18 protein-coding genes are annotated in these 23,902 nt (G+C 63.7%); 7 read left to right on the plus strand and 11 right to left on the minus strand.

Features of this window, described 5'->3' with window-relative positions; all coding sequences use genetic code 11:
- Positions 1–130 precede the first annotated feature (130 nt).
- Positions 131–643, minus strand: a complete 513-nt coding sequence (locus tag KQI12_RS06900; protein ID WP_256445854.1) for a helix-turn-helix domain-containing protein — start codon at positions 641–643, stop codon at positions 131–133.
- 249 nt (positions 644–892) lie between these two features.
- Here KQI12_RS06900 and KQI12_RS06905 point away from each other — a divergent pair, with 249 nt between their 5' ends.
- The 4 genes from KQI12_RS06905 to KQI12_RS06915 all read left to right on the plus strand — a co-directional run bounded on the left by KQI12_RS06905 (position 893) and on the right by KQI12_RS06915 (position 2,965).
- Positions 893–1,402, plus strand: a complete 510-nt coding sequence (locus KQI12_RS06905) for a helix-turn-helix domain-containing protein (protein WP_216572009.1) — start codon at positions 893–895, stop codon at positions 1,400–1,402.
- Between the two features lie 78 nt (positions 1,403–1,480).
- Complete coding sequence (locus tag KQI12_RS06910) at positions 1,481–1,642, plus strand: hypothetical protein (RefSeq protein WP_216572012.1); 162 nt, start codon at positions 1,481–1,483, stop codon at positions 1,640–1,642.
- Entirely contained in the window at positions 1,639–1,767 is a 129-nt protein-coding gene (locus KQI12_RS12635) for a hypothetical protein (protein ID WP_256445855.1), read from the plus strand. Before KQI12_RS06910 ends, KQI12_RS12635 begins: the two co-directional genes overlap by 4 nt.
- A 121-nt stretch (positions 1,768–1,888) precedes the next feature.
- Entirely contained in the window at positions 1,889–2,965 is a 1,077-nt protein-coding gene (locus tag KQI12_RS06915; RefSeq protein WP_216572014.1) for a CAP domain-containing protein, read from the plus strand.
- 545 nt (positions 2,966–3,510) lie between these two features.
- On the opposite strand, the gene KQI12_RS06920 is transcribed toward KQI12_RS06915, so the two are convergent.
- The 5 genes from KQI12_RS06920 to KQI12_RS06940 form a co-directional block, all read right to left on the minus strand.
- Positions 3,511–7,212 (minus strand): phosphoribosylformylglycinamidine synthase, encoded by a 3,702-nt coding sequence (locus KQI12_RS06920; RefSeq protein WP_216572017.1) that lies wholly within the window; start codon positions 7,210–7,212, stop codon positions 3,511–3,513.
- 84 nt (positions 7,213–7,296) lie between these two features.
- Positions 7,297–8,706 carry an ABC transporter substrate-binding protein gene (locus KQI12_RS06925; protein WP_216572019.1) on the minus strand — a complete coding sequence of 470 codons (1,410 nt, stop codon included), beginning with the start codon at positions 8,704–8,706 and terminating at the stop codon, positions 7,297–7,299.
- Between the two features lie 149 nt (positions 8,707–8,855).
- A complete protein-coding gene (gene pgeF / locus KQI12_RS06930; protein WP_216572021.1) occupies positions 8,856–9,668 on the minus strand; it encodes a peptidoglycan editing factor PgeF in 813 nt (270 codons plus the stop codon).
- 154 nt (positions 9,669–9,822) lie between these two features.
- Positions 9,823–12,582, minus strand: coding sequence for a preprotein translocase subunit SecA (gene secA / locus KQI12_RS06935; RefSeq protein ID WP_216572023.1), 2,760 nt, complete (start codon positions 12,580–12,582; stop codon positions 9,823–9,825).
- Between the two features lie 451 nt (positions 12,583–13,033).
- Complete coding sequence (locus tag KQI12_RS06940; RefSeq protein WP_216572025.1) at positions 13,034–13,423, minus strand: hypothetical protein; 390 nt, start codon at positions 13,421–13,423, stop codon at positions 13,034–13,036.
- A 161-nt stretch (positions 13,424–13,584) separates the two neighbouring features.
- Between KQI12_RS06940 and KQI12_RS06945 the strand changes: the two genes are divergently transcribed.
- On the plus strand, positions 13,585–14,079 hold the full coding sequence (locus KQI12_RS06945) for a deaminase (RefSeq protein WP_216572027.1): 495 nt from the start codon (positions 13,585–13,587) through the stop codon (positions 14,077–14,079).
- Positions 14,080–14,648: 569 nt separating this feature from the next.
- Here KQI12_RS06945 and KQI12_RS06950 read toward each other — a convergent pair.
- The 5 genes from KQI12_RS06950 to KQI12_RS06970 all read right to left on the minus strand — a co-directional run bounded on the left by KQI12_RS06950 (position 14,649) and on the right by KQI12_RS06970 (position 21,026).
- Complete coding sequence (locus KQI12_RS06950; protein WP_216572028.1) at positions 14,649–16,049, minus strand: uracil-xanthine permease family protein; 1,401 nt, start codon at positions 16,047–16,049, stop codon at positions 14,649–14,651.
- A gap of 708 nt (positions 16,050–16,757) precedes the next feature.
- A complete protein-coding gene (locus KQI12_RS06955; RefSeq protein ID WP_216572031.1) occupies positions 16,758–17,135 on the minus strand; it encodes a RidA family protein in 378 nt (125 codons plus the stop codon).
- 20 nt (positions 17,136–17,155) lie between these two features.
- Positions 17,156–18,097: a carbamate kinase gene (gene arcC, locus KQI12_RS06960; RefSeq protein ID WP_216572042.1), complete on the minus strand. Its 942-nt coding sequence runs from the start codon at positions 18,095–18,097 to the stop codon at positions 17,156–17,158.
- Positions 18,098–18,356: 259 nt separating this feature from the next.
- Positions 18,357–19,610 (minus strand): diaminopropionate ammonia-lyase, encoded by a 1,254-nt coding sequence (gene dpaL / locus KQI12_RS06965; RefSeq protein WP_216572359.1) that lies wholly within the window; start codon positions 19,608–19,610, stop codon positions 18,357–18,359.
- 351 nt (positions 19,611–19,961) lie between these two features.
- Entirely contained in the window at positions 19,962–21,026 is a 1,065-nt protein-coding gene (locus tag KQI12_RS06970; protein WP_216572045.1) for a branched-chain amino acid aminotransferase, read from the minus strand.
- Positions 21,027–21,377: 351 nt separating this feature from the next.
- Between KQI12_RS06970 and KQI12_RS06975 the strand changes: the two genes are divergently transcribed.
- Both KQI12_RS06975 and rplI read left to right on the plus strand, forming a co-directional pair.
- Positions 21,378–23,366, plus strand: a complete 1,989-nt coding sequence (locus KQI12_RS06975; RefSeq protein WP_216572047.1) for a DHH family phosphoesterase — start codon at positions 21,378–21,380, stop codon at positions 23,364–23,366.
- Between the two features lie 69 nt (positions 23,367–23,435).
- Positions 23,436–23,882 (plus strand): 50S ribosomal protein L9, encoded by a 447-nt coding sequence (gene rplI / locus KQI12_RS06980; RefSeq protein WP_216572049.1) that lies wholly within the window; start codon positions 23,436–23,438, stop codon positions 23,880–23,882.
- Positions 23,883–23,902: the final 20 nt, after the last annotated feature.

Consider the following 23,902-nt stretch of genomic DNA (forward strand, 5'->3'; position numbering starts at 1 on the left):
GGTAGGAGATACGCCCCATCCGGCTTTTATACGGAAGTCATGCATAAAACCGGGGACAGGCCCGCAGAGGCCCCGAAACAGAGAAGGGGGGAGCCAGCGCACACCTTCAGGTGTGCTGGCTCCCCCTTCGTCATGCCTGGAGGTATTTCATCGTTATCTGGACGTGCTCCAAGGCCGCTGTCCGCTGGGCCTTACTGCCCTCTTCCATCAGCCGGATGACCTTGTACGTCTCGAACTGCACCGGAAGGCCGCTCTTTTTCCACTCGTCCCAGAGAGCATCCTCCTTCCACTCGTCCAGCTCTTCCTCGGTCATATCATGCTCCTGCAATTCCTGCTCCCGCAGATACCGCTGGATGTCCTTCTGCTCCTGCTCCTTCTCCAGCTTCTGTCTCAGCCGCTCCTGTCTGGCCTCGAACTCCTCCGGCGTCAGCCCTCGGCGGAGGTCATCGTCATTGAAGCCCAGCAGATAGTCGGCGGACACCTCGAACAATTCCGCCATCGCCCGGATCGACCGGTAGTCCGGCTCATTTTTGCCCGTCTCCCATGCGCTGACGGTGGTCTGTCCCACACCCAGTTTATCCCCGAGCTCCTTTTGGTTCAAACCACGGTCACGGCGGAGATCCCCGATCCGATCCTTCGCCATGAAAAATCACCTCTGGTGCTAAAATAGCACGAACAGCAGTAAAACGCAAGCTAGGGCAACCGCCCCAAGGGGCAAGATATGGTCCATTCGACATCGGCCTCTGCCGTACGAAAACGGGGGAGCATCCATCCGTCCCGGACCCGCTGTCGCAGCGGCGTCCGGTTTTTTTCCCGCCCTGTCATCTTTCGTTGCTTGCCGCAACGGGCCATCCCCTGATAGGATAGAGGCATCGAAAGGAGGCCGATGCTCATGTTGAGCGAAAATATCAAGACGATCCGGAAGGCGAGGGGCTTGTCTCAGGAGGGACTGGCCGTCCAGCTGCATGTGGTGCGGCAGACGATCTCCAAATGGGAGCAGGGCATCTCCGTCCCGGATGCCGATCTGCTGATCGCTTTGGCGGAAGCGCTCGAAGTCCCGGTCAGCACTCTGCTGGGGGAGACCGCCGCTCCGCCGCCGACCGACGACTGGAGGGCGCTCTCCGAGAAGCTGGAGGCCATCAACCTCCAGCTCGCCCGCAGGAAGGCCGCCCGGAGGGCCCTGCTCCACGGCCTGTCCCTGGCCCTATGCGCCGTCCTGGCCGCCGGGACGATCCTCCTGCTCCTGTGGCACAGTCCCTATCTGAGCTGGGACTATGCTGACCCGGAGACCGCTGTCGTGGGCGTGGCTCTCCACGCCTTCGAATGGCTCTTCGTCCGGATCGCGCCGCCCCTCTTCCTCGTCGGCGTCATCGGCGCCTGTCTGACCCGAAGGCGGGGGTGAACGCTCCATCCGTCTCTTGCCAGATGGCAGTCTTTCCTCTAAGATAGTAGAGAACGATCATCTTCTGGAGGGACGCGGATGGAATTGGATATCGTCGGACTGGCTGGCGCCTGCTCGTATGCCCTGGACTGCATCGAGGCCGAGCTGGTCCACGTCACGAACAAGCACAGCAACCGGGTGGCCTGCATCAGCGCGCGCATCGCGCGGGCGCTGGGGATCGGCCGTACAGATCCGGCATGAGCCACGAGGCCGCCCGCGGCATCCTGTCCGATATGGCTGGGAAGGGCCAGCTGTCCGCCGGCCTCACGGAACAGGTCCGGACCTGCTTCGCTCCGCCAGCGGACAGCCGCTCTGAGGCGCCATGACAGACGGTTGACCCCGGGTCTCCACTTGCTTTTCGGTCCCGATCCGCTTAAAATAAACTCATAGAAAGCGGGCGTATCCTGGCAGTTCGACGGGGCCCGCAAATAAGAGGAGGACCCACCGATGAACAAGCATATCCTTCCCACCACTCTGGCCCTGGGCCTTTGTCTGGGCCTGATGCTTCCCACGGCGGCGGCGGGGCAGACCTTCCGCGACGTCCCCTCCACCCACTGGGCCAGCCAGCCGATCGGCACTATGGCCGCCAAGGGCATCGTGACCGGCATCGGCGATGGGCGGTTCGCCCCCGGCGATCCGGTCTCCACCGCCCAGTTCTGCGTCATGGTGGGCAAGCTCTTCTACGCCGACGAGCTCTCCCGCTGGGACGGCGGCTCCTACACCTGGTGGGACAAGTATGCCGATGTCCTCATGGACGCCGGGGCACTGGACCAGACCACCGCCTTGGCCTACTACGAGAAGGGCATCTGGGACGAGGACATCATGAACGCTCCCATGTCCCGCTATGATATGGCTCAGATCATGTATGATGTGCTGAAGAGCAAGGGGCTGGACCTGCCCGACAGCGCCAAGATCCAGACCGCCGCCAGTAAGCTCGCCGACTTCTCCGCCGTGCCGGAGCAGTATCGGGACGCGGTGCTGTCCATGTACGCCATGGGCTGTCTCAGCGGCACCGGCAAGGGCACCTTCGACGGCACCGGCAGTATGGACCGGGCTTCCGCCTGTGCGGTCCTATGCCGCCTGACCGACACAGTGGGCGGCAGCTCGTCAGCGCCTGCTCCGACGACGCCTGCCGCCCCCGACGAGGCATTCACGGCAGAGGTCCTGCGTCTGGTCAATGAGGCGCGGGCCGCCGAGGGCCTCTCTGCCCTGACCACTCGGGATGACCTCACCGCCGTGGCCCAGCTCCGGGCGGAGGAGTTGACTGAGCATTACAGCCATACCCGTCCCGACGGGACCAGCTGCTTCACCGCGCTGGACGAGGCAGGCATCTCCTGCCGGACGTTCGGAGAGAACATCGCTGCGGGCTACACCACCCCTGCGGCGGTGGTGGACGGCTGGATGAACTCCCCCGGACACTATGCGAACATCATGAACGCCAGCTTCCGCTATCTCGGCGTCGGCTATGCCTATGACGCCGACTGTACCTATGGCCACTACTGGTCTCAGGTGTTCCTCGGGTGACCGAAATGACCCCGGCTATGACGAAAGCCCCGTCCGTACGGACGGGGCTTTCGTCGAAAAAAGGAGTTTAAAGAGAGAAAAAGAAAAAGAGAGGAGGGAAGGGTATTTTTTATATCGAAACAGGGGTCCGGCATAGCCGGGCTCATGCTGTCTTTGGTCTGCTCCCGCAGTCTGGAGCAGCGGTGTTTGGGTATTCCCTGACTGCACTCCTAGGATACCACGCCGGGGGAGGGAAATGTTGGACGTTCTGTGAAAGGCTTATGAACGTTTTGTGAACCCGTCCCGGAAACGCCTGTCCCTCCACAGCGCACGAACGCCCCTGTCCGGCCGGACAGGGGCGTTCGCTTTGAAAAGAGAGAGAGGAGGTAAAATGAAAAACACGATTCCTTTTGTTCCGGCCTTCCGCGTCTGGCTCCGCTTCCGGCCCGCGGTCAGGTGGGAACTCCTGACCACGCATCTAAGATACCACGATCCCTCCCGCAATAGTTGGATGGTCCGTGAATGGTCTGTGAACAATATGTAAACGCAGAGGCGGACGTCTGAGTTTACTTGAAGTACTCCGCACCGCTCTCGAACAGGGGCTGATACCGGTCGCCGGGGATGTTCACGCCCACGAAGGCGCCGCGGCGCTCGGAGTGGCCCATCTTGCCGAACACACGGCCGTCGGGGGAGAAGATGCCCTCGACCGCCCGCAGGGCGCCGTTGGGGTTCACATCGATGTCCATGGAGGGCATACCGGCGGCGTCCACATACTGAGTGGCGATCTGGCCGTTGGCCGCCAGCCGGTCCAGCAGGGCCTCCGGGGCCACGAAGCGGCCCTCGCCATGGGAGATGGGGATCTGATGCAGGTCGCCCACCTGGCTCTTCAGCATCCAGGGGGAGCGGACCGAGGCGATCCGGGTGGTCACATAGCGGCTCTGATGGCGGCCGATCTCATTGAAGGTCAGGGTGGCGCAGCCGGCGTCCATGGGGCGGATCTCGCCGTAGGGCACCAGGCCCAGTTTCACCAGCGCCTGGAAGCCGTTGCAGATGCCCAGCATCAGGCCGTCCCGCTCCCGGAGCAGGTCGTGGATCGCGTCGGTGATGGCGGCATTGCGCAGGAAGGAGCAGATGAACTTGGCGGAGCCGTCGGGCTCGTCGCCGCCGGAGAAGCCGCCGGGGATCACCACCATCTGGGCGGAGCGGATGGACTGCTCCAACGCCTGGGCGGACTGGGCCAGATCGGCGGTGCTCAGATTGCGGACCACCACGATCTCCGGCTGGATGCCCGCCCGCAGGCAGGCGGCGGCGGTGTCATACTCGCAGTTGGTGCCGGGGAACACGGGGATGACCGCCTTGGGCTGAGCCACCTTATGCTTGGCCACGATGGGGGCCCGCTCGGCGCAGGAGATCGTCTCTACGGCGCCGCGGTCGGCGGTACGGGTGGGATAGACCTCCTCCAGCACGCCCTCGCTGATGGTCAGCAGGTCGGCCACGGAGGCCTTCTCGCCCCGGCCCAGGTCGATGACGGGCTCCTCGGTGGTATAGCCCAGCAGGAGGCCGCCCTCCACCTCGCCGTCGCACTCGGCGACGATCGCGCCGGGACGGGCGCCGAACCACAGGGAGGGGGCATCCTCCCGGGCGGCGAAGCCGATCTCGTTGCCGAAGGACATCTTCATGAGGCCCTCGGCCACGTTCTGCTCCACGGCCCAGGCGGCCTTGACCTTGCCGGCCTGGCACAGGGCGTGGACCCGGGCGAAGCAGGGCACGATCTCCTCGCAGTCCAGGGCGTTCTCCGCCTGGAACAGGTACACGGGATGGCCAGCGGCCTTGAACTCGGGGGAGAGCACGTCGCCGGCCTTGGCGGGGGCGATCGCGAAGGAGATCAGAGTGGGGGGCACGTCCAGATCCAGGAAGGAGCCGGACATGGAGTCCTTTCCGCCGATGGCGGCCACGCCCAGGCCCAGCTGGGCGGACAGGGCGCCCAGGAGGGCGGCGAAGGGCTTGCCCCAGCGGGCGGGTTCGTCCCGGAGCTTCTCGAAGTACTCCTGGAAGGAGGCGTAGGCGGCGGTGGGATCGCAGCCGGCGGCCACCAGCTTGGCCATGGAGGTCAGCACGGAGACGAAGGCGCCGGTATAGGGGTCCCGCTCCATCAGGTCCGGGTCGAAGCCCCAGGCCATCACGGAGCAGGTGTCGGTGGTGTGGCCGGGCCCCACGGGCAGGAGAGCGGCCATGGCCTGCGTGGGCGTGCGCTGGGTCTTTCCGCCGAAGGGCATCAGCACGCTGGAGGCGCCGATGGAGCTGTCGAAGCGCTCGATCAGGCCCCGGCGGCTGGCGGTCTTGAGGCTGGCGGCGGTGGAACGGAGGGAGCCCTTGTGGAACAGGGAGCCGTCCAGCGTACCGTAGTCGGGCACGGACACGCTGGTGTGCTTGGCCGCGCCGTTGGTGTTCAGGAAGGCGCGGGACAGGTCGGCGATCTTTTTGCCCCGCCAGGTCATGACCATCCGGGGGGACTCGGTGACCTGGGCCACCACATAGGCCTCCAGATTCTCGGCGGAGGCGGCGGCGATGAAGGCGTCCACATCCTCGGGGGCCACCACCACGGCCATGCGCTCCTGGCTCTCGGAGATGGCCAGCTCGGTGCCGTCCAGACCGTCGTACTTCTTGCGGACCGCGTCCAGGTCGATGGACAGGCCGTCGGCCAGCTCGCCGATGGCCACGGACACGCCGCCGGCGCCGAAGTCGTTGCACCGCTTGATCAGGCGGGTCACGTCGCCGCGGCGGAACAGCCGCTGGATCTTGCGCTCCTCCGGGGCGTTGCCCTTCTGGACCTCAGAGGCCATGGTGGCCAGAGATTTCTTGTTGTGGCTCTTGGAGGAGCCGGTGGCGCCGCCGATGCCGTCCCGGCCGGTGCGGCCGCCCAGCAGGATCACCTGGTCGCCGGGGGCGGGGACCTCCCGGCGGACGTTGGCAGCGGGAGCCGCGCCCACCACGGCGCCGGTCTCCAGATGCTTGGCGATGTAGCCCTTATGGTAGACCTCGGCCACATGGCCGGTGGCCAGACCGATCTGGTTGCCGTAGGAAGAGTAGCCCGCGGCGGCGGTCTGGGCCAGCTTGCGCTGGGGGAGCTTGCCCTCCAGCGTCTGGCTCAGGGGGGCGCGGGGATCGCCGCAGCCGGTGACACGCATGGCCTGATACACATAGGACCGGCCGGACAGAGGGTCCCGGATGGCGCCGCCGATGCAGGTGGCCGCGCCGCCGAAGGGCTCGATCTCCGTGGGATGGTTGTGGGTCTCGTTCTTGAACATGAGGAGCCAGTCCTGCTCCTCGCCGTCCACGACCGCGGTGACATGGACGGAGCAGGCGTTGATCTCCTCGCTCTCGTCCAGGTGTTTCAGCACGCCCCGCTTCTTCAGGACCTTGCCGGCGATGGTGGCCAGATCCATCAGGGTCTGGGGCCGCTGGGCAGCCTTCTCCTTTCCGTAGACCTCCTCCCGGGCGGCCAGATACTGCTGGTAGGCGGCGGCCACGCTGGGATCTAGGATGTCCACCCGGTCGATGTGGGTGGAGAAGGTGGTGTGGCGGCAGTGATCGGACCAGTAGGTGTCCACCACCCGGAGCTCGGTGATGGTGGGGTCCCGGTGCTCCTCGTCCCGGAAGTAGCTCTGGAGGAAGGTCAGGTCCGCCAGATCCATAGCCAAGCCGTAGTCGGACAGCATGGCGGTCAGGCCGGCCTCGTCCTTCTCCCGGAAGCCCTCCAGCACCGCCACATCGGCGGGGACATCATAGGAGCGCTCCAGCGTCTCCACCCGGTCCAGGGCGGCCTCCCGGCTCTCCACCGGGTTGATGAGGTACTTCTTGACCTTCTCCAGCTCCTCATCGCCGATCTCGCCCATCAGGATGTACACCGAGGCGGCGGCGGTCAGGGGCCGCTCTCCGCCGGTCAGGAGCTGGATGCACTGGGCGCAGGAATCGGCCCGCTGGTCGTACTGGCCGGGCAGGGACTCCACGCCGAACACCCGGCAGGGGGCAGGAGCGTCGGGGAAGGTCTCATCATACACGGCGTCCACCTGCGGCTCACTGAGCACGGTGGTGCGGACGGCCTGATAGGTCGCGGCGTCGATGCCCTCCACATCATAGCGGTGGAGCACCCGGACACCGGCGAGCCCCTCGAGCCCCAGCTCGCTCCTCAGCTCTCCCATCAGGCGGCGGGCTTCTACGTCGAAGCCCGGCTTCTTCTCGGCATAACAGCGGAATACCTTACCCATTTCCATGTCCCCTTACATTTTTGGTCTCGGCGGCGCGGCGCGCCGTTTGCTTCTTCTACATGATAACCGAAAAAACGGTGAAACTCAATCGGCGAAATTCCAATTTCCGAACTGATAGAACACATTTTGTTGGGTGGGGGCCAGACCGGTGAGCTGGCCCCACTGGCTCAGTACCGACCAATTCTTGAAGCACAGCGGCGCAAAGGGCGCCGTCTCCCCCAGCCGGGCATAGAGGGCCTGGGCCGCGGAGATCCGCTCCTCCCCCTGAGCGGCCCGGAACGCGGACAGGAGCGCGGCCATGGCCTGGTCGCTGTACCGGCCGTAGTTCAGCGCTCCGCCGGGGAGCAGGGGAGAGGGGTCGAAGTCGGCGGTGAGCTTCACCTCGCCCAGATAGAGGTCGAACTTGCCGTTCTGGAGGGCGGACAGATAGTCCTCCCAGGCCAGACGCTGGACTGTCACGTCGAACCCGGCGGCGTTGAGCTGTCGGGCGATGTCTCCGGCAGCGGAACTCTTGTAGGAGCTGTCCTGGCCCACCACCAGGGTCAGGGAAAGCGCGCTCCGGCCCCGTTTCCAGGCCCCGCTGTCATCCTTGGACCAGCCCCCATCGGTGAGGGCGGTCTCCATGCCCTCCGGATCGCGGTCCAGAGCGGCAGCGCTGTCCGCGTCATAGAGGGCCGCATGGGGATGGACCGGCAGGGCGGAGGCCGCGGCGTGGCGGGAGAGGACGGCGGAGCAAAGGCTGTCCCGGTCGATGCCCCGGCTCACTGCCAGCCGCACCGCTGTGGAGCGGCAGGCACCGCTGGCCGTATTGAAGCCCAGATAGAGCAGGTCGGTGGTGGCATAGTCCGTGGTCTCGAAGCTGCCGGACAGGTTCAGCGCCCCGATGCCCGTCAGGTCCGTGTCCACCAGAGACACGTCCCGGGAGTCGAAGGCGGAGGTGAGTCCGGCGGTCCCCTCCACGGCGCGGAGCGGGATGGTCTCCGGGGCGTGGGCGGCCTCCCGCCAGCTCTCCGGCCGGCGGCGGAGGAGCCAGCTCTCGCCGCTCTGCTCCAGCACATACCAGCCGGTGCCCAGAGGGGCGGGCCCGGCGCTCTTCTTCACGATGGGGATGTCCAGCAGGGCGGGCAGGTCCCCGTTGGGCGAGGAGAGGACCACCTCCACAGAGCCGTCCGCCCCGGCCCGGACGGCGGAGATCCCCGCCAGGCGCTGGGCATACCGCTCGCTGGCCTTGGCCGCTGTCAGAGAGGACACCACCTCGGCGGCCGTGAGGGGGCTCCCGTCGGAGAAGGTGACGCCCTGCCGCAGGACGAAGGTCCAGGTCCGGCCATCCTCTGAGGCCGCGCCGGACACGGCCAGGGCCGGCTGGGGCCGGAAGTTCTGGTCCAGCTCATAGAGCCCGTCGTACTGGAGCCCCGCCAGCACACTGTTGGTCCGGTCGGTGCCGGCGATCGGATCGAAGCCGCCGGACGGGAAGCAGGCCAAGGCGAACTCCATGGGCTCCGCCGAAGGGACTGGGCTCTCCGCCGCCGGGGACGCCGGTGTCTCTGAGGGGGCCGGCGTCTCCACTCCGCCGCCTCCGCAGGCGGCGAGGGACAGGATCAGCGCAAGAGCCAGCGCCCCGGCCCATATACGCCTCCCCACGCTCACAGGAGCTGGAGCATGGCGGCCTGACTGCCCCGCTCCCCGTGGGTATAGCGGTGGGACCAGAACCGGTCATGCTGGCACATGGTGCAGACCGTGGATACGGCGATGTGCTCCGGCAGGAGGCCCGTCTTCTCCAGCCGCAGGGCGTTGAGGCCCTTCAGATCCACATGGAACTTGCCGTTCTCCTGGAACTGGATGTGCTTCAGGGCGCAGGCGCCGAAGGCCTCCGTCACGGCGTTGGGCACGTCCTCGTCAGTCTCGAAGCAGCACATGGAGATGCCGGGACCGATAGCGGCCAGCACGTCCTCCGGCCTGGAGCCATAGATCTGGACCATCTTGTCCACCGCCTTGGCCGCGATCCCGTTGACGGTGCCCCGCCACCCGGCGTGGACCGCGGCGATCACCCTCCGGACGGGATCGTACAGCAGGATGGGCAGGCAGTCCGCCCCGAAGATGGTCAGGCAGATGCCGGGCACGTCCGTGATGAGGCCGTCGGCCTCGTAGTCACCCTTGCTGTGGATGCCCTTGCCCTTGTCGGCGGTGGTGACGGTGCGCACGATGTCTCCGTGGACCTGGTTGGAGAGGACCAGTCCCTCATAGTCCACACCGATGGCGGATGTGAAGCGGCGGTAGTTCTCCAGCACCTTCTCCCGGTCGTCCCCCCGGCAGAAGCCCAAGTTCAGAGAGGCGAAGATCCCCTCGCTGACGCCGCCCTCCCTGGTGGAGAAGCCGTGGGCCACGCCCCCGGCAGCATCGAAGCCGTCGCAGGTGAGGAAGGGGATGCCGTTTCGGCTGGTCTCGTTGATGTTCATGGAATGACCTCCGTGGATATCGAAAAAGCGGAATGGACTCCTCCGGCGGTCCGCCGGTCTGTCATTCCGCTTTTTCGTCGTTTTTGGTTGTGGGGAAAACGGGTGGGGCCGGATGTCCCTCATCCGGCCGTGCGCCGGTCCGTCCTCATCCCGGTCACTGCTGGTCGGGATGGTACTCCTTGCAGTCGCACTTCTTCCACTTCTTGCCGCTGCCGCAGGGGCAGGGGTCGTTGCGGCCGATCTGCATGCCCTGCCGCTTCACGGGCTGCTTCTTCACGGACTCGTCGCTGCCGCCGGACTCGCCGGTGACGCGGGCCACGCGCTCCCGCTTCACGGCGCCGCCCACCTGGACCCGGGCCAAGAAGATCCGGCGGATGGTCTCCTCCTGGATGGCGGCGATCATCTCCTCGAACATATCGTAGCCTTCCTTCTTGTAGGCGACGACAGGATCGTTCTGGCCGTAAGCCCGCAGGCCGATGCCCTGGCGGAGCTCGGTCATGGCGTCGATCTGGTCCATCCAGTACTCGTCCACCACCCGGAGCATCATGACGCGCTCCAGCTCCCGCATGAGAGGCTCGCCCAGCTCCTGCTCCTTCCGGCTGTAGACGGCCGTGGCCCGCTCCATGAGCTGGTCCACCAGCTGATCGGCCGTGTACTGCTGCAGGTCGCCGTCGGAGTACACCAAGTCCTCGGCGCCCAGGAACAGGCCCCGGAAGCCGGAGCAGGCGCTGTTCCAGCCCTCGGCAGTCATGTGCTTCTGGTCGCCCATGTGGCCGTAGACCGCGTTGGAGATCACGGTGCCCAGCATCTTCTGGATGGAGTCCTTCAGATTCTCGCCGTCCAGGACCTTGCGGCGCTCGCCGTAGATGACCTGGCGCTGGGTGTTCATCACGTCGTCGTACTCCAGCACCGTCTTACGGGTCTGGAAGTTCCGGGACTCCACGCTCTTCTGCGCGTTCTCGATGGCGTTGGAGAGCATCTTGGCATCGATGGGGGTGTCCTCGTCCACGCCCAACTTCTCCATCATGCCCATGACCCGCTCGGAGCCGAACAGGCGCATGATGTCATCCTCCAGGGACAGGTAAAAGCGGCTCTCGCCGGGGTCGCCCTGACGGCCGGCACGACCGCGGAGCTGGTTGTCGATGCGGCGGGACTCGTGGCGCTCGGTGCCCAGGATGAACAGGCCGCCCACCTCGCGGACCTTCTCGGCCTCGACCTTGATGTCCTTCTTATACTTGGCCTCCGCCTCGGCGTACATCTTCCGGGCGTTGAGGATATCCTCGTTGTCGGTCTCGGCGTAGCCGGTGGCCTCTGCCATCAGCTCGTCGGACAGGCCGGCCTTCCGCAGGTCCGCCAGAGCCAGGAACTCGGCGTTGCCGCCCAGCATGATGTCGGTGCCGCGGCCGGCCATGTTGGTGGCCACAGTGACGGCGCCCAGCTTGCCGGCCTGCGCCACGATCTCGGCTTCCTTCTCGTGGAACTTGGCGTTCAGCACGTTGTGCTTGATGCCCTTCTTCTTGAGCATCTCGGAGATCTCCTCCGACTTCTCGATGGAGATGGTGCCCACCAGCACGGGCTGGCCCTTGGCGTGGCACTCCTCGATCTGCCGGATGATGGCGCGGAACTTGCCGGCCTCGTTCTTGTACACCACATCGGGGTGGTCCACACGGGCCACGGGCTTGTTGGTGGGGATCTCCACGATGTCCAGGGAGTAGATGGTGCCGAACTCCTCCTCCTCGGTCATGGCGGTACCCGTCATGCCGGAGAGCTTGTCATACAGACGGAAGTAGTTCTGGAAGGTGATGGTGGCCAGCGTCTTGCTCTCCCGCTTGACCTCCACGCCCTCCTTGGCCTCGATGGCCTGGTGCAGGCCCTCGGAGTAGCGGCGGCCGTACATGAGGCGGCCGGTGAACTCGTCCACGATGATGATCTCGTTGTCCTTCACCACATAGTCGATGTCCCGCTTCATGAGGCCCCGGGCCCGGATGGCCTGGTTGATGTGGTGCAGGAGGGTGGTGTTCTCAGGGTCGGTCAGGTTGTCCACATTGAACACCTTCTCCGCCTTGGCCACGCCGCGGGCGGTGAGGGTGACGGTCTTGTACTTCTCGTCCACCACATAGTCGGCGTCCAGGTCGGGATCCTCTTCCTCCTTGGAGTCGGTCTTGGCGTAGACCTTGGCCTTCAGACCGGCGGCGAAGCGGTCCGCCAGCTGGTAGAGCTGGGTGGACTTGTCGCCCTGGCCAGAGATGATCAGAGGGGTGCGGGCCTCGTCGATCAGGATGGAGTCCACCTCGTCCACGATGGCGAAGGAGTGGCCCCGCTGGACCATCTCGCTGGCGTAGATCGCCATGTTGTCGCGGAGGTAGTCGAAGCCGAACTCGTTGTTGGTGCCGTAGGTGATGTCGGCCTGATAGGCGGCCTTGCGCATCTGAGGCAGGACGTCATGGATCACCAGGCCCACGGTGAGGCCCATGAAGCGGTAGACCTTGCCCATCCACTCGCTGTCGCGCTTGGCCAGGTAGTCGTTGACGGTGACCACATGGACGCCCTCGCCGGACAGGGCGTTCAGGTAGGCGGGCAGGGTGGCCACCAGGGTCTTGCCCTCACCGGTGCGCATCTCGGCGATGCGGCCCTGGTGGAGGATGATGCCGCCGATCAGCTGCACACGGTAGGGCTTCATGCCCAGCACGCGCCAGGAAGCCTCACGGCAGGCGGCGAACGCCTCGGGCAGGATGTCATCCAGGGTCTCGCCCGCACGCAGGCGCTCCTTGAATGCAGGAGTCTTGGCCTTGAGCTCTTCATCGGTGAGCTTGCTGTATTCCGCGTCCAGAGCTTCGATCTTTGTCACGAGGGGCATGATCGCCTTGACTTCCTTCGCGGAGCTGTTGCCAAACAGCTTCTTCAAGATGTTCATATGGAGTCATTCACCTTTCTTGCATGGTGCGGGAAAACCAATGACCGTAAAATTTCATGTTAGAGTATAGCACATCCATCCCCAATAAAAAAGGGGAAATTGTGAATGATGGGCCTTTTCTCTGACAAATCGGTTTCAGGAAGGGGGAAAATGGAGACTGGGGCGGTCGGTCAGGTGCGAAATGGGTCTGTTTCCCCGCCTGCGGGCGGGGGTGTTGTGTCCTCGCTTGCGCAGCCGTTAGCGGCTCCGCTGCTTTACGGATGCGGCATACTCCTTGCGGGTGCGGACGGGCCGCCTGCTCGGCGGGAGCCCCCTTTCTTTTTCTCACGTGAGGAAAAAGAAACAGGGCGCCCGTCCGGCGAGGACATAACGTACCTGCCTCATGAGCAGGTATCTCCCCCAAAAGAAGGACAGGCCGTCCTTCCGGACGGCCCTTCCTCTGACCCGGAGGTCAGCTCTTTTCCTCGAAGCTCACGCCGCAGTTGCGGCAGCTCACGGTGATCCTGCCCTTCCCTCTGGGGACCCGGAGGTACTGCCCGCAGTTGGGACAGCGGAAGTAGCGGTGCTCCTTGTCCCGGCAGATCGTGCAGCGCATCCGGAACCACCGGATCGCCGGCCCCGCCATGGTCAGGAAGTGGGCGTTCTCCGCCCGGCGCTTGGCGAACTGACGGGACAGGCTCCGGTACAGGGACCAGATCAGCACCGCCCACGCCAGCAGAGAGAGGACGCCCAGATGTGGCAGCCCAGACAGGAACACCAGGAGCACATAGACCGCCAGGAGGAACCAGGAGAGCTGGTCTCCGCCATATCTGCCATACATGAACCGTCTCAGCCATCCCATATCTGCGGTCTCCCCCCTTTCCTGTGAGAAATATCTATTCCAATGATAAGCTCTGGCTGTGGACACGTCAAGGAAGGAAACGTAAACATTATGTGAATTGTGCCTTGCGCCCCGGCCCCAGACCCGCTATACTGGTGGAAAAACAGCCGGGAGGTCCTGCTATGCAGCGCATCGACAAGGAGAACTATTATCTGGACATCGCGGAGACCGTGCTGGAGCGCTCCACCTGTCTGCGGCGGTGCTACGGCGCGATCATCGTCAAGAACGATGAGATCGTGGCCACCGGCTACAACGGAGCGCCACGGGGACGGCGCAACTGCGGCGACCTGGGCCGCTGTACCCGGGAGATCATGAACATCCCCTCCGGCCAGCGGTATGAGCTGTGCCGCTCCGTCCACGCGGAGGCCAACGCCATCATCTCCGCCGCCCGGCGGGACTGCATCGGGGCCACCCTCTATCTGGCGGGGCGGGACGCCAAGACCGGGCTCCTCCTGACCGACGCCACCTCCTGCTCCATGTGCCGCCGCCTGATCATCAACGCCGGCATCGACCGGGTGGTGATCCGCCGGACCAAGAGCGACTATTCCGTGGTCCACGTGGAGGACTGGATCCGGGAGGACGACTCCCTGCCCGCGCCGGAGGGGCAGGAGCCGTAAAAAGGACATATCAGTGACGAAAGGGCCGTATCCCATGGGATACGGCCCTTGCAGACTGTCAAAAAAGTCATTTCTCCCGTTGAGCGACGCAGGAGCCTCGCAGAGTTCCGTCACCCGCAGGGGACGGAATGAGATGTAAGACGTTTTTTCTGAGGACATATGCCTCAGAAAAAACGCTTCTCAGGCCGCTAGTGTGCGAGCATAGCGAGTGCGCGCGGCGGCCTGCATCCTATGGAAGAGGGCCCCGCCTGCGGCCGCGGGCGCGTTCGTCGTGTTCTGTCCCATCTCTTGTTACCTCCTAGTTTTTGTTCTCTCCTCTTGGGTATCATCCTGTGCGCAGAGGGGCAACTCGAAGCGCACTGTCATCATATGACTATATCACTATATCACTTCTTGCTAAAAACTGCAATCCATTATCCTCGGCTTCTGGTAGAGATCAACAGCCATTTTTGTATGGTCTTACTATGTTTTGTTTTCTTATATTAAAATACGACGAGGCCCCGGCTGGATCAGCCGGGGCCTCGTCGTGTGTAAAAGAAGAGATGGTGTGCGCGGGTATCGTCAGGATATCACTGCTGCTTGGCCTGGAGGGCCTCCATGCGCTTGCGCTCCAGCTCCGCCTGCTCGCGCTCGTCGTCCAGGTCCTCCTGGGCCTTGGGCAGGAGCAGGTTCAGGGGGATGGCGATCAGAGCGGCGCCCACGGGAGCGAAGGAGCCGAACACGGTCTCGATGACGGCGGGCAGACCGTCCATGCAGCCGCTGACCTGAGTGATGCCGATGCTGACGGCCACAGACAGGCCCACGATGGTGGCCTTGCGGTTGGTGAACTTGCCGCTTCCGGTGACCATGCGCACACCGGTCATGGTGATGATGGCGAACACGGAGATGACGGCGCCGCCCAGCACGCACTCAGGGACGGTGGTCAGGATGGAGGCGAATTTGGGCACCAGACCGCAGATCAGCAGGGCGAAGGCGGCGATGGCGAAGACCACCTTGTTGACGACCTTGGTGACGGTGACGATGCCGACGCACTCGCTGTAGGAGCAGGTGGGCATGCCGCCGAAGATGGCGCCGACGATGGAGCCCACGCTCTGGGCCATGATGCCGCCAGACAGCTCGCGGTCAGTGGGCATACGGTCGAAGCCGCCCACGGTCAGGGAGCTCATATCTCCGATGGTCTGGAGGGAGTTGGCCACGAACAGGATGGCCATGGAGATGCAGGCGGTGGCGTCGAACTCGATGCCAAACTGCATGGGACGGGGCAGGGAGAACCAGCCCGCAGACCCCACGTTGGAGAAGTCCACCAGATGGGCGATGCCGGTCTCGGTGAAGATGATGGACAGGATGTAGCCCGCGATCAGGCCCCACAGCACCGCGCCCAGCTTGATCAGGCCCTTGCCCCAGTTGTCGCAGATGACCACGACGACCAGAGTGAACAGAGTCACGATCCACACGGCGGGAGTGCCGAAGTTGTCCGTGTAGCCGCCGGCCATGTTGCGGACGGCGATGGGATACATGGACATACCGATCGTCAACACGACCGTGCCGGTGACGATGGTGGGGAACAATTTACGGATGGGTCTCAGGAAGATCGCGAAGACCGCGCCCGCGATGCCGCCGACGATCTGCGCACCCATCATCACTGGGAAGGAGAAGCGCTCGATCATCAGGGTGGGCAGGATGAAGCTGATGCCCATGATCAGGGGCAGGCCGGAGCCGAAGCCGCGGACGATGGGGAACAGCTGGAGCAGGATCGCGATAGCGGTCATGAGAAGAGAGACCTGGACCAGCATGATCTTCTGGTCGGGAGCCATATTGGCGGTGCCAGAGACCAGCAGTGCGGGAGAGACCGTACTGACGATCGCGACGACTACGTGCTGAAATCCCAGGGGGAGCGCTTTGCTCATCGGAGGCCTGCCGTTCAGCTGGAACAGAGCTGCCTCGGAAGCCTGCGTGTTTTGCTTGCTCATGTTTTCATTTCACCTCATTCATTTTTTAGACGCGGTGGCACCGCGTCGGGGACTTCTGGTACCGCGCTGCGGAATGGCGTGGGGGGTCTCAGCCTCTCCTCCTTTTGGTCATTTCGTCCCATCACAACCCCTTGCCAGTCGGAACATTCCCGATGCTCCAGAGCCGTGGGCCAGCATCCTATGGAGATCTGCCGGTCCAGAATACCTGCGTAGTAGGTACTATGTCCTACCTCGTTTCTTCTGATGACTATATCACTATAACACATCGCACAAATCATTTCAACATGAACCGTTCACTCTAGTTCAAAATATCCAATCCATTTTTTGTGTATTTTTACTATACATTTTCCAAAAACGAAAAGCAGGGGCCGCCCCAACGGGGCGGCCCCTCAGTCTGTCAAAAAAGTGATCTCTCACAGGGAACGATGCAAGAGCCTCGCAGAGTTCCGTCACCCGCAGGTGACGGAATAAGATGCAAGGCGTTTTTTCTGGGGACATGCGCCTCAGAAAAAACTCTTCTCAGGCCGCAAGTGTGCGAGCGTAGCGAGTGCGCGTGGCGGCCTGCGTCTCCCTCGAAGAAATGCCTGCATTTCTGAGAAGCGTGTCGAACTTTTTCGACACGCTGAGGGGCCGCCCCAATGGGGCGGCCCCTGCCGCTGCTTGCTGCTGAAATATATCGAGCGTCCGTAGATGCTCAAAGGGTCTCTATCAGCCCTTGACGGCGATCGCTTCGATCTCGAAGAGCGCGCCCTTGGGCAGGTTGGCTACTTGATAGCAGGACCGGGCGGGAGGCTCGGTCTTGAACACATCCGAGTAGATGGCGTTGATGGTGGCGAAGTCGTTGATGTCGGCCAGGAACACGGTGGTCTTGACCACGTCGGTGTAGTCCATGCCAGCGGCCTTCAGGATCTTGCCCATGCCCTCCAGAGCCAGCTTGGCCTGCTCGGACACGGTCTCGGCCAGGCCGCCCTTGGCCTGGTCCACGCCCAACTGGCCGGAGATGAAGAGCATATTGCCCGCCTGCTTGGCGTGGCAGTACGGACCGGTGGCCTTGGGGGCGTCGGGAGCGGTGATCGTCTTGTTCATGGTATCCGCACTCCTTTGGATCAGCAGTGGATGCTGGTACCGGTCTTGCCGGCGACGCCGTCCTTGGCCTTCTCCAGCAGGGTGATCAGAGAGGTGCGGCCGGGCTTGGACTCGGCGAACTGCAGAGCGGCCTGGACCTTGGGCAGCATGGAGCCGGGGGCGAACTCGCCGTCGGCGATGTACTTCTGGGCCTCGGCGGGGGTCAGCTCGTCCAGCCACTTCACATCGGGCTTGCCGAAGTGGATGGCGACCTTCTCCACGGCGGTCAGGATGATCAGGCAGTCGGCGTCCAGCTGCTGAGCCAGCACGCAGGAGGCGAAGTCCTTGTCCACCACAGCGGCCGCGCCGTCCAGACGGTTGCCCTCGGTCTTGAAGACAGGGATGCCGCCGCCGCCGCAGGCGATGACCACATGACCGGCCTCGACCAGAGCCTTGACGGTCTCGATCTCAGCGATGGCCTGGGGCTTGGGGGAGGCGACCACACGGCGGTAGCCGCGGCCGGCATCCTCCTTCACCACATAGCCGCGCTCGGCGGCCAGCTTGTCGGCCTCTTCCTTGCTCATGAAAGCGCCGATCGGCTTAGTGGGGTTCTCGAACGCAGGATCGTTCCTGTCCACGATGACCTGGGTCAGGACGGTGGCGCAGGACTTGTCGATACCGCGGTCCAGCAGCTCCTCGCGCAGAGCGTTCTGCAGATCGTAGCCGATGTAGCCCTGGCTCATAGCCACGCACACGGACAGGGGGCAGGGGATGTACTTCTCAGGGTCCGAACGGGTCAGCTCGGTCATGGCGTTCTGGATCATGCCGACCTGGGGGCCGTTGCCGTGGGCGATGATGACCTCATGCCCCTCCTGGATCAGGTCCGCGATGGCCTTGGAGGTCTGCTGGACCGCGACCATCTGCTCGGGCAGGTTATTGCCGAGGGCGTTGCCGCCCAGGGCGATGACGATTCTCTTTCCCATGTATCTCACACCTCTTCATTTTTGCGCGCTTGAAACGCGCAGTCTAATTCGATACAGCTATCATAAAGCTTAAGTCATCAGATGTCAATCGATTTTCACAAATCGACCTGTCAAAAAAGGATCTGTGTTCAACATCCGATCCGTCATTTCCGGAAGGCGGGATCCAAATGGTCCGGGACCGTCCCGCCGCGGGAACGACATACGGCGGCCCCAGCTGACGGGACCGCCGTATGAGATGTTCTCGGTACAGCAGGGGCGCTTACTTGTTCAGGCGATAGCCCTCGTACTCGCCCAGAGGCGTGCCGGTGGTGGGATACTCGCCGTCCCAGATGATGCGGCGGAACTTCTGAGGATCGGTGTTGCCCTCGGTGGAGATCATCAGCACCTGGCTGAAGCGGTCCAGCTCCAGGTACTCCTTCAGATCCTTGTAGTCGGGGTTGTTCATGATGGCGTCCAGACAGCCCATGCCCACAGCGCCGGACTCGCCGGAGGTGACCACGGGGTCGCCGTCGCAGGGGACGGCCAGCATGCGCATGCCCTTGGCGGACACCCAGTCGGGGCAGGAGGTGAACACGCTGGAGTGGTTGCGCAGGATGTCCCAGCCGATGATGTTGGGCTCACCGCAGGCCAGGCCGGCCATGATGGTCTTCAGGTCGCCGGTGACGATGCGGGGATTGCCGTCGCCCACCAGAGCGCTGCGGAACAGGCAGTCTGCCGCGGCGGTCTCCATGATGACGACCTTCGGGGGATCGTTGGGGAACAGGTTCTGGAAGAAGCCCTGGATGGCGCCGGCCAGAGAGCCCACGCCCGCCTGCACGAAGATGTGGGTGGGGCGGTTCACGCCGATCTGGCGCAGCTGCTCGGCGGCCTCAGAGGCCATGGTGCCGTAGCCCTGCATGATCCAGGAGGGGATGTCCTCATAGCCCTCCCAGGCGGTGTCCTGGACGATGACGCCGTTCTCGCACTCGTCGGCCTCAGCGGCGGCCATACGGACACAGTCGTCGTAGTTCACGTCCTCGATGGTGACCTTGGCGCCCTCCTTGGCGATGTTGTTGTAGCGGGCCATGGAGCTGCCCTTGGGCATATGGACCACAGCCTTCTGGCCCAGACGGTTGGCGGCCCACGCCACGCCGCGGCCGTGGTTGCCGTCAGTAGCGGTGAAGAAGGTGGCCTGGCCGAACTCCTGGCGCAGCTTCTCGCTGGTCATGTAGTCGTAGGTCATCTCGGACACGTCCTTGCCCATCTGCTGGGCGATGTAGCGGGCCATGGCGAAGGAGCCGCCCAGGACCTTGAACGCGTTCAGGCCGAACCGGTAGGACTCATCCTTCACATAGATGCCGCCCAGGCCCATATACTGCGCCATGCGGGTCAGGTTGGCCAGGGGAGTGATAGAATACTGGGGGAAGCTGCTGTGGAAGGCACGGGCCTTGGCCACGTTCTCCAGAGACATGATGTCCAGCCACTTGTCATCGCTCTTCGGTACCCGGTTGGGCACCCACTTGATCTGTTCCATCTCCATTTTGATCATTCGCCTCCGTAAAAAACTATAGAGATCAAATCGTGGAGTTCACACTCCGCATTTTATAGAGACATCATATCAATATCGGAGTCATAAGTCAAGGAGCGAGAGTGCCATTTGCGGGGTGTTCCGTCATATTTTTTGAAGGGTGTGTCCTCGCCTGCACAGCTGTCGGCGGCTCTGCCGCCTTACGGATGCGGCATACTCCCCTTGCAGGTGCGGACGGCCGCCCCTGTGATATTCGTTCCGCTCGCGGGGCGGGGCAAAAACCACCGCGGTCCACCGACAAAAAAAGAGGCAGGCCCTTGTTCAGAGCCCGCCTCTCATACGGTCATGCGATCTGGATCACAGCTTCACGGTCCAGCCGTGGGTATCCTCCTTCGTGCCCCACTGGATACCGGTCAGGGTATCGTAGAGCTTCTGGGTGACGGGGCCGATGTTGCCGCCGTTCACCTTGGCGCACAGGCCGTTCCAGTCCATCTCGCCGATGGGGGAGATGACGGCGGCGGTGCCGGTGCCCCAGGCCTCGTCCAGCTTGCCGGCCTTGGCCGCGTCGAAGAGCTCCTGAGCGGTGATCAGGCGCTCCTCCACCTCCAGGCCCCAGGACCGCAGGAGCTCCAGGCAGGAGCGGCGGGTGATGCCGGGCAGCACAGAGCCGGTCAGCTTGGGGGTGATGACCTTGCCGTCCACCTTGAACATGACGTTCATGGAGCCGACTTCCTCGATATACTTGCGCTCCACGCCGTCCAGCCACAGGACCTGAGCGAAGCCCTGCTCCTCGGCCCGCTCGCCGGCGCGGATGGAGGCGGCGTAGTTGCCGCCGCACTTGGTGTAGCCGGTGCCGCCGCGGACGGCGCGGACATCCTCGTTCTCCACATAGATGCGGACGGGATCGATGCCCTCCTTATAGTAAGCGCCCACGGGGCAGCAGATGATGCAGAACAGATAGCTCTTGCTGGCGTGTACGCCCACGCTGGTGTCGGTGGCGAACACGAAGGGACGGATGTACAGAGAGGTGCCCGGCTCGCTGGGGACCCAGTCCTCGTCCACCTTCACCAGAGCCTTGACGGCATCCACGAAGATGTCCTCCGGCACAGGGGCGATGCACAGGCGCTCGCAGGAGTCGATCATGCGCTGGGCGTTGCAGTCCGGGCGGAACAGCTGCACGCCGCCGTCAGGACGGCGGTAGGCCTTCAGGCCCTCGAAGACCTCCTGCGCATAGTGGAACACCATGCTGGAGGGATCCAGGGAGAGGGGGCCGTAGGGGACGATGCGGCCGTCGTGCCAGCCCTTGCCGGCGTCATAGTTCATCAGGAACATATGGTCGGTGAAGCTGTGGCCGAACACCAGGGTCTTGGGATCAGGCTTAGTCTTGAATTTCGTCGGATGCTGGATAGGGAACTGGTTCATCAGATTTGACCTCCTGTCATTGCGATCGAACCGCTTCCCGTCCTCGCGGCGGTACACCTGGGGGCGGCTTCAGCGAGTTGAACCGTTTTGGATGATGAAGTATTATACCAGCCTCTATCCAGATCTGCAAGGGCTTTTTGCGCTTCCTGCACGCTGTTCCGCCCAAAAAACGGTGTCTGATCGCACTTTTCCTTCTCTCTGTTTTGTGTTATGATACAGGAGTGTGGATATCCTCTCCCCATTGGCCGGCCGCGGCAAAAATCATGATCCACGATCCACGCTTCTTATGATATAATGTTGAGATCCGGTATGTCACACTGCGCGCCCCCCTTGGCGCAAGGAGGTCCCTCTATGCGGAAAAAGAAGCTGTCCCGCCTGCTGGAGCCGGGCTATCAGCTCTATTTCATCTGTCTGGCAGTCTTTGCCCTGCTCTCCGTGGTATTCGATCCGGTCCTCGGCGCGGCGGAGGGCGCGGTGGTGGTCCTGCTCTATGTCTATTTCCGGCACAACAGCACCCAGCGCCAGAAAGAGATCCTCAAGTATATCGACAGCGTCACCTGCAACATGGATGAGGCCACCAAGGACACCATGCTCAACGCGCCGCTCCCCATGGTCATCTTCCGGCCCGAGAGCGACGAGGTCATCTGGTCCAACGACCGGTTCCTCCAGATCACCGGCGCGCGGGAGCACCTCTTCGACACCAAGCTCTCCGCCGTGGTGCCCGACTTCTCCTCCCGCTGGCTCATGGAGGGCAAGACCGAGTGTCCCGTGGAGGTCGAGCTGGAACAGCGCCGCTTCCTGGTGTTCGGTCATCTGATCCGCACCGACGAGAAGGGCGCCCACAGCTTCCTGGCCACCACCTACTGGGTGGACGTGACCGACTACTCCTCCGTGCGGGAGGCCTTTTATGGCTCCCGCCCTTTGTGCGCCATCCTGACGGTGGACAACTATGAGGAGCTCATGAAGGGCATCAGCGAGAACGAGCGCTCCGCCGTCCTCAGCGCCATCGACGAACAGATCAGCGCCTGGACCAAGCCCACCGGCGGCCTGCTGTGCAAGTATGACCGGGACCGGTATCTTTTCCTCTTCCAGGAGCGGTTCCTCCCCAGCCTGCGGGAGGGCAAGTTCGCCATCCTGGACGGGGTGCGGAGCGTGCTCAACCCCAAGGGCATGGCCGCCACCCTCTCCATCGGCATGGGGCGGGACGCGGACACCTTCCAGGATCTGTTCCAGTACGCGGCCCTCTCGGTGGAGATGGCCCTCTCCCGGGGCGGCGACCAGGTGGTCATCAAGAACAAGTTCAACTTCGAATTCTTCGGCGGCCACACGAAAGAGCAGGAGCGCCGCACCAAGGTCAAGAGCCGGGTCATGTCCAGCGCCCTGGGCGAGCTGATCGCCGACGCCTCCCATGTGTTCGTCATGGGGCACAAGTTCCCGGACTTCGACTGCATCGGCGCCGCCGCCGGCGTCTGCGCCATCGCTCGGAAGAAGGGCACTCCCGTCTATTTCATCAAGGACCCGGACCCCAACCCCGCCGGAGACATGGTGGCCCGGCTCTCGGAGCTCCCGGAGTACAAGGGCGTGTTCCTCTCCTCCCAGGACGCCATGGTCCTGGCCGACTCCCGCTCCCTGCTGGTGGTGGTGGACACCAACCGGCCGGAGCAGACCGTGTCCGAGGACCTGCTCCTCTCCTGCACCAAGGTGGCGGTGATCGACCACCACCGCCGGGCGGCCACCTATATCGCCGACGCGGCGCTGAACTTCCACGAGCCCTATGCTTCCTCTGCCAGCGAGCTGGTCACGGAACTGCTCCAGTACCTGCTGGAGCCGGTCGATCTGCTCAAGACCGAGGCCGAGGCCCTGCTGGCCGGCATCGTGCTGGACACCAAGCAGTTCACCATGCGCACTGGGAGCCGCACCTTCGAGGCGGCCTCCTTCCTCCGCCGGGCGGGGGCCGACACCGGCGATGTGCGCAAGCTGTTCCAGAACGATCTGGACGGCACCATCGCCCGCTATGACATCATCCGGAACGCCCGGATGTACCGGGACGGCATCGCCGTGGCCGTGGTGGACCACACCGTGGGCCGTGTGGTGGCCGCCCAGGCCGCAGACGAGCTCCTCAACATCTCCGGCGTGGACGCCTCCTTCGTCCTCTTCCCGGACGGAGAGCGGGTCATCATCTCCGGCCGCTCCATGGGAGACACCAACGTCCAGTTCATCCTGGAAAAGCTGGGCGGCGGCGGCAACGCCAGTGCCGCCGGCGGTCAGATCCCCGGCACGCTGGACGAGGTGTCCCGGAAGCTCCTGGCCGCCATCGACCAGTACTTCGAGGAGGACTGACCGCACCGGACCATACACACCATCCTTTCCCCGTGTGGAGAAGGACAAGATAAGAAAGGAAGATCCAACATGAAAGTGATCCTGCAGCAGGACGTGAAGGGCCAGGGCAAGAAGGGCCAGATGATCGAGGCCAGCGACGGCTACGCCCGCAATTTCCTCCTCCCCCGGAAGCTGGCCGTGCTGGCCACCCCCGAGAACCTGAACACCATGAAGCTCCAGGAGAAGGCCCGCCGGGCCCAGGAGGCCGCGGAGCGGGCCGAGGCCGAGGCCATCGCCAAGAAGCTCAAGGACATCACCGTGCAGGTGAAGGCCAAGGCCGGCAACGGCGGCCGTCTTTTCGGCTCCGTCACCTCCAAGGAGATCTCCGACGCTCTGAAGGAGCAGTTCGACGTGGTCATCCCCAAGACCAAGATCGTCCAGGACGAGCCCATCAAGGCCTTCGGCGGCTATGAGCTCAAGTGCAAGCTGGGCTATGAGGTCGTGGGCACCCTGAAGGTCATGGTCACGGAACTGTAACGCCATCCCCAAACGAAAAA

This window comes from Pseudoflavonifractor sp. MSJ-37, assembly GCF_018917965.1.
Taxonomy (GTDB): Bacteria; Bacillota; Clostridia; order Oscillospirales; family Oscillospiraceae; genus Pseudoflavonifractor_A.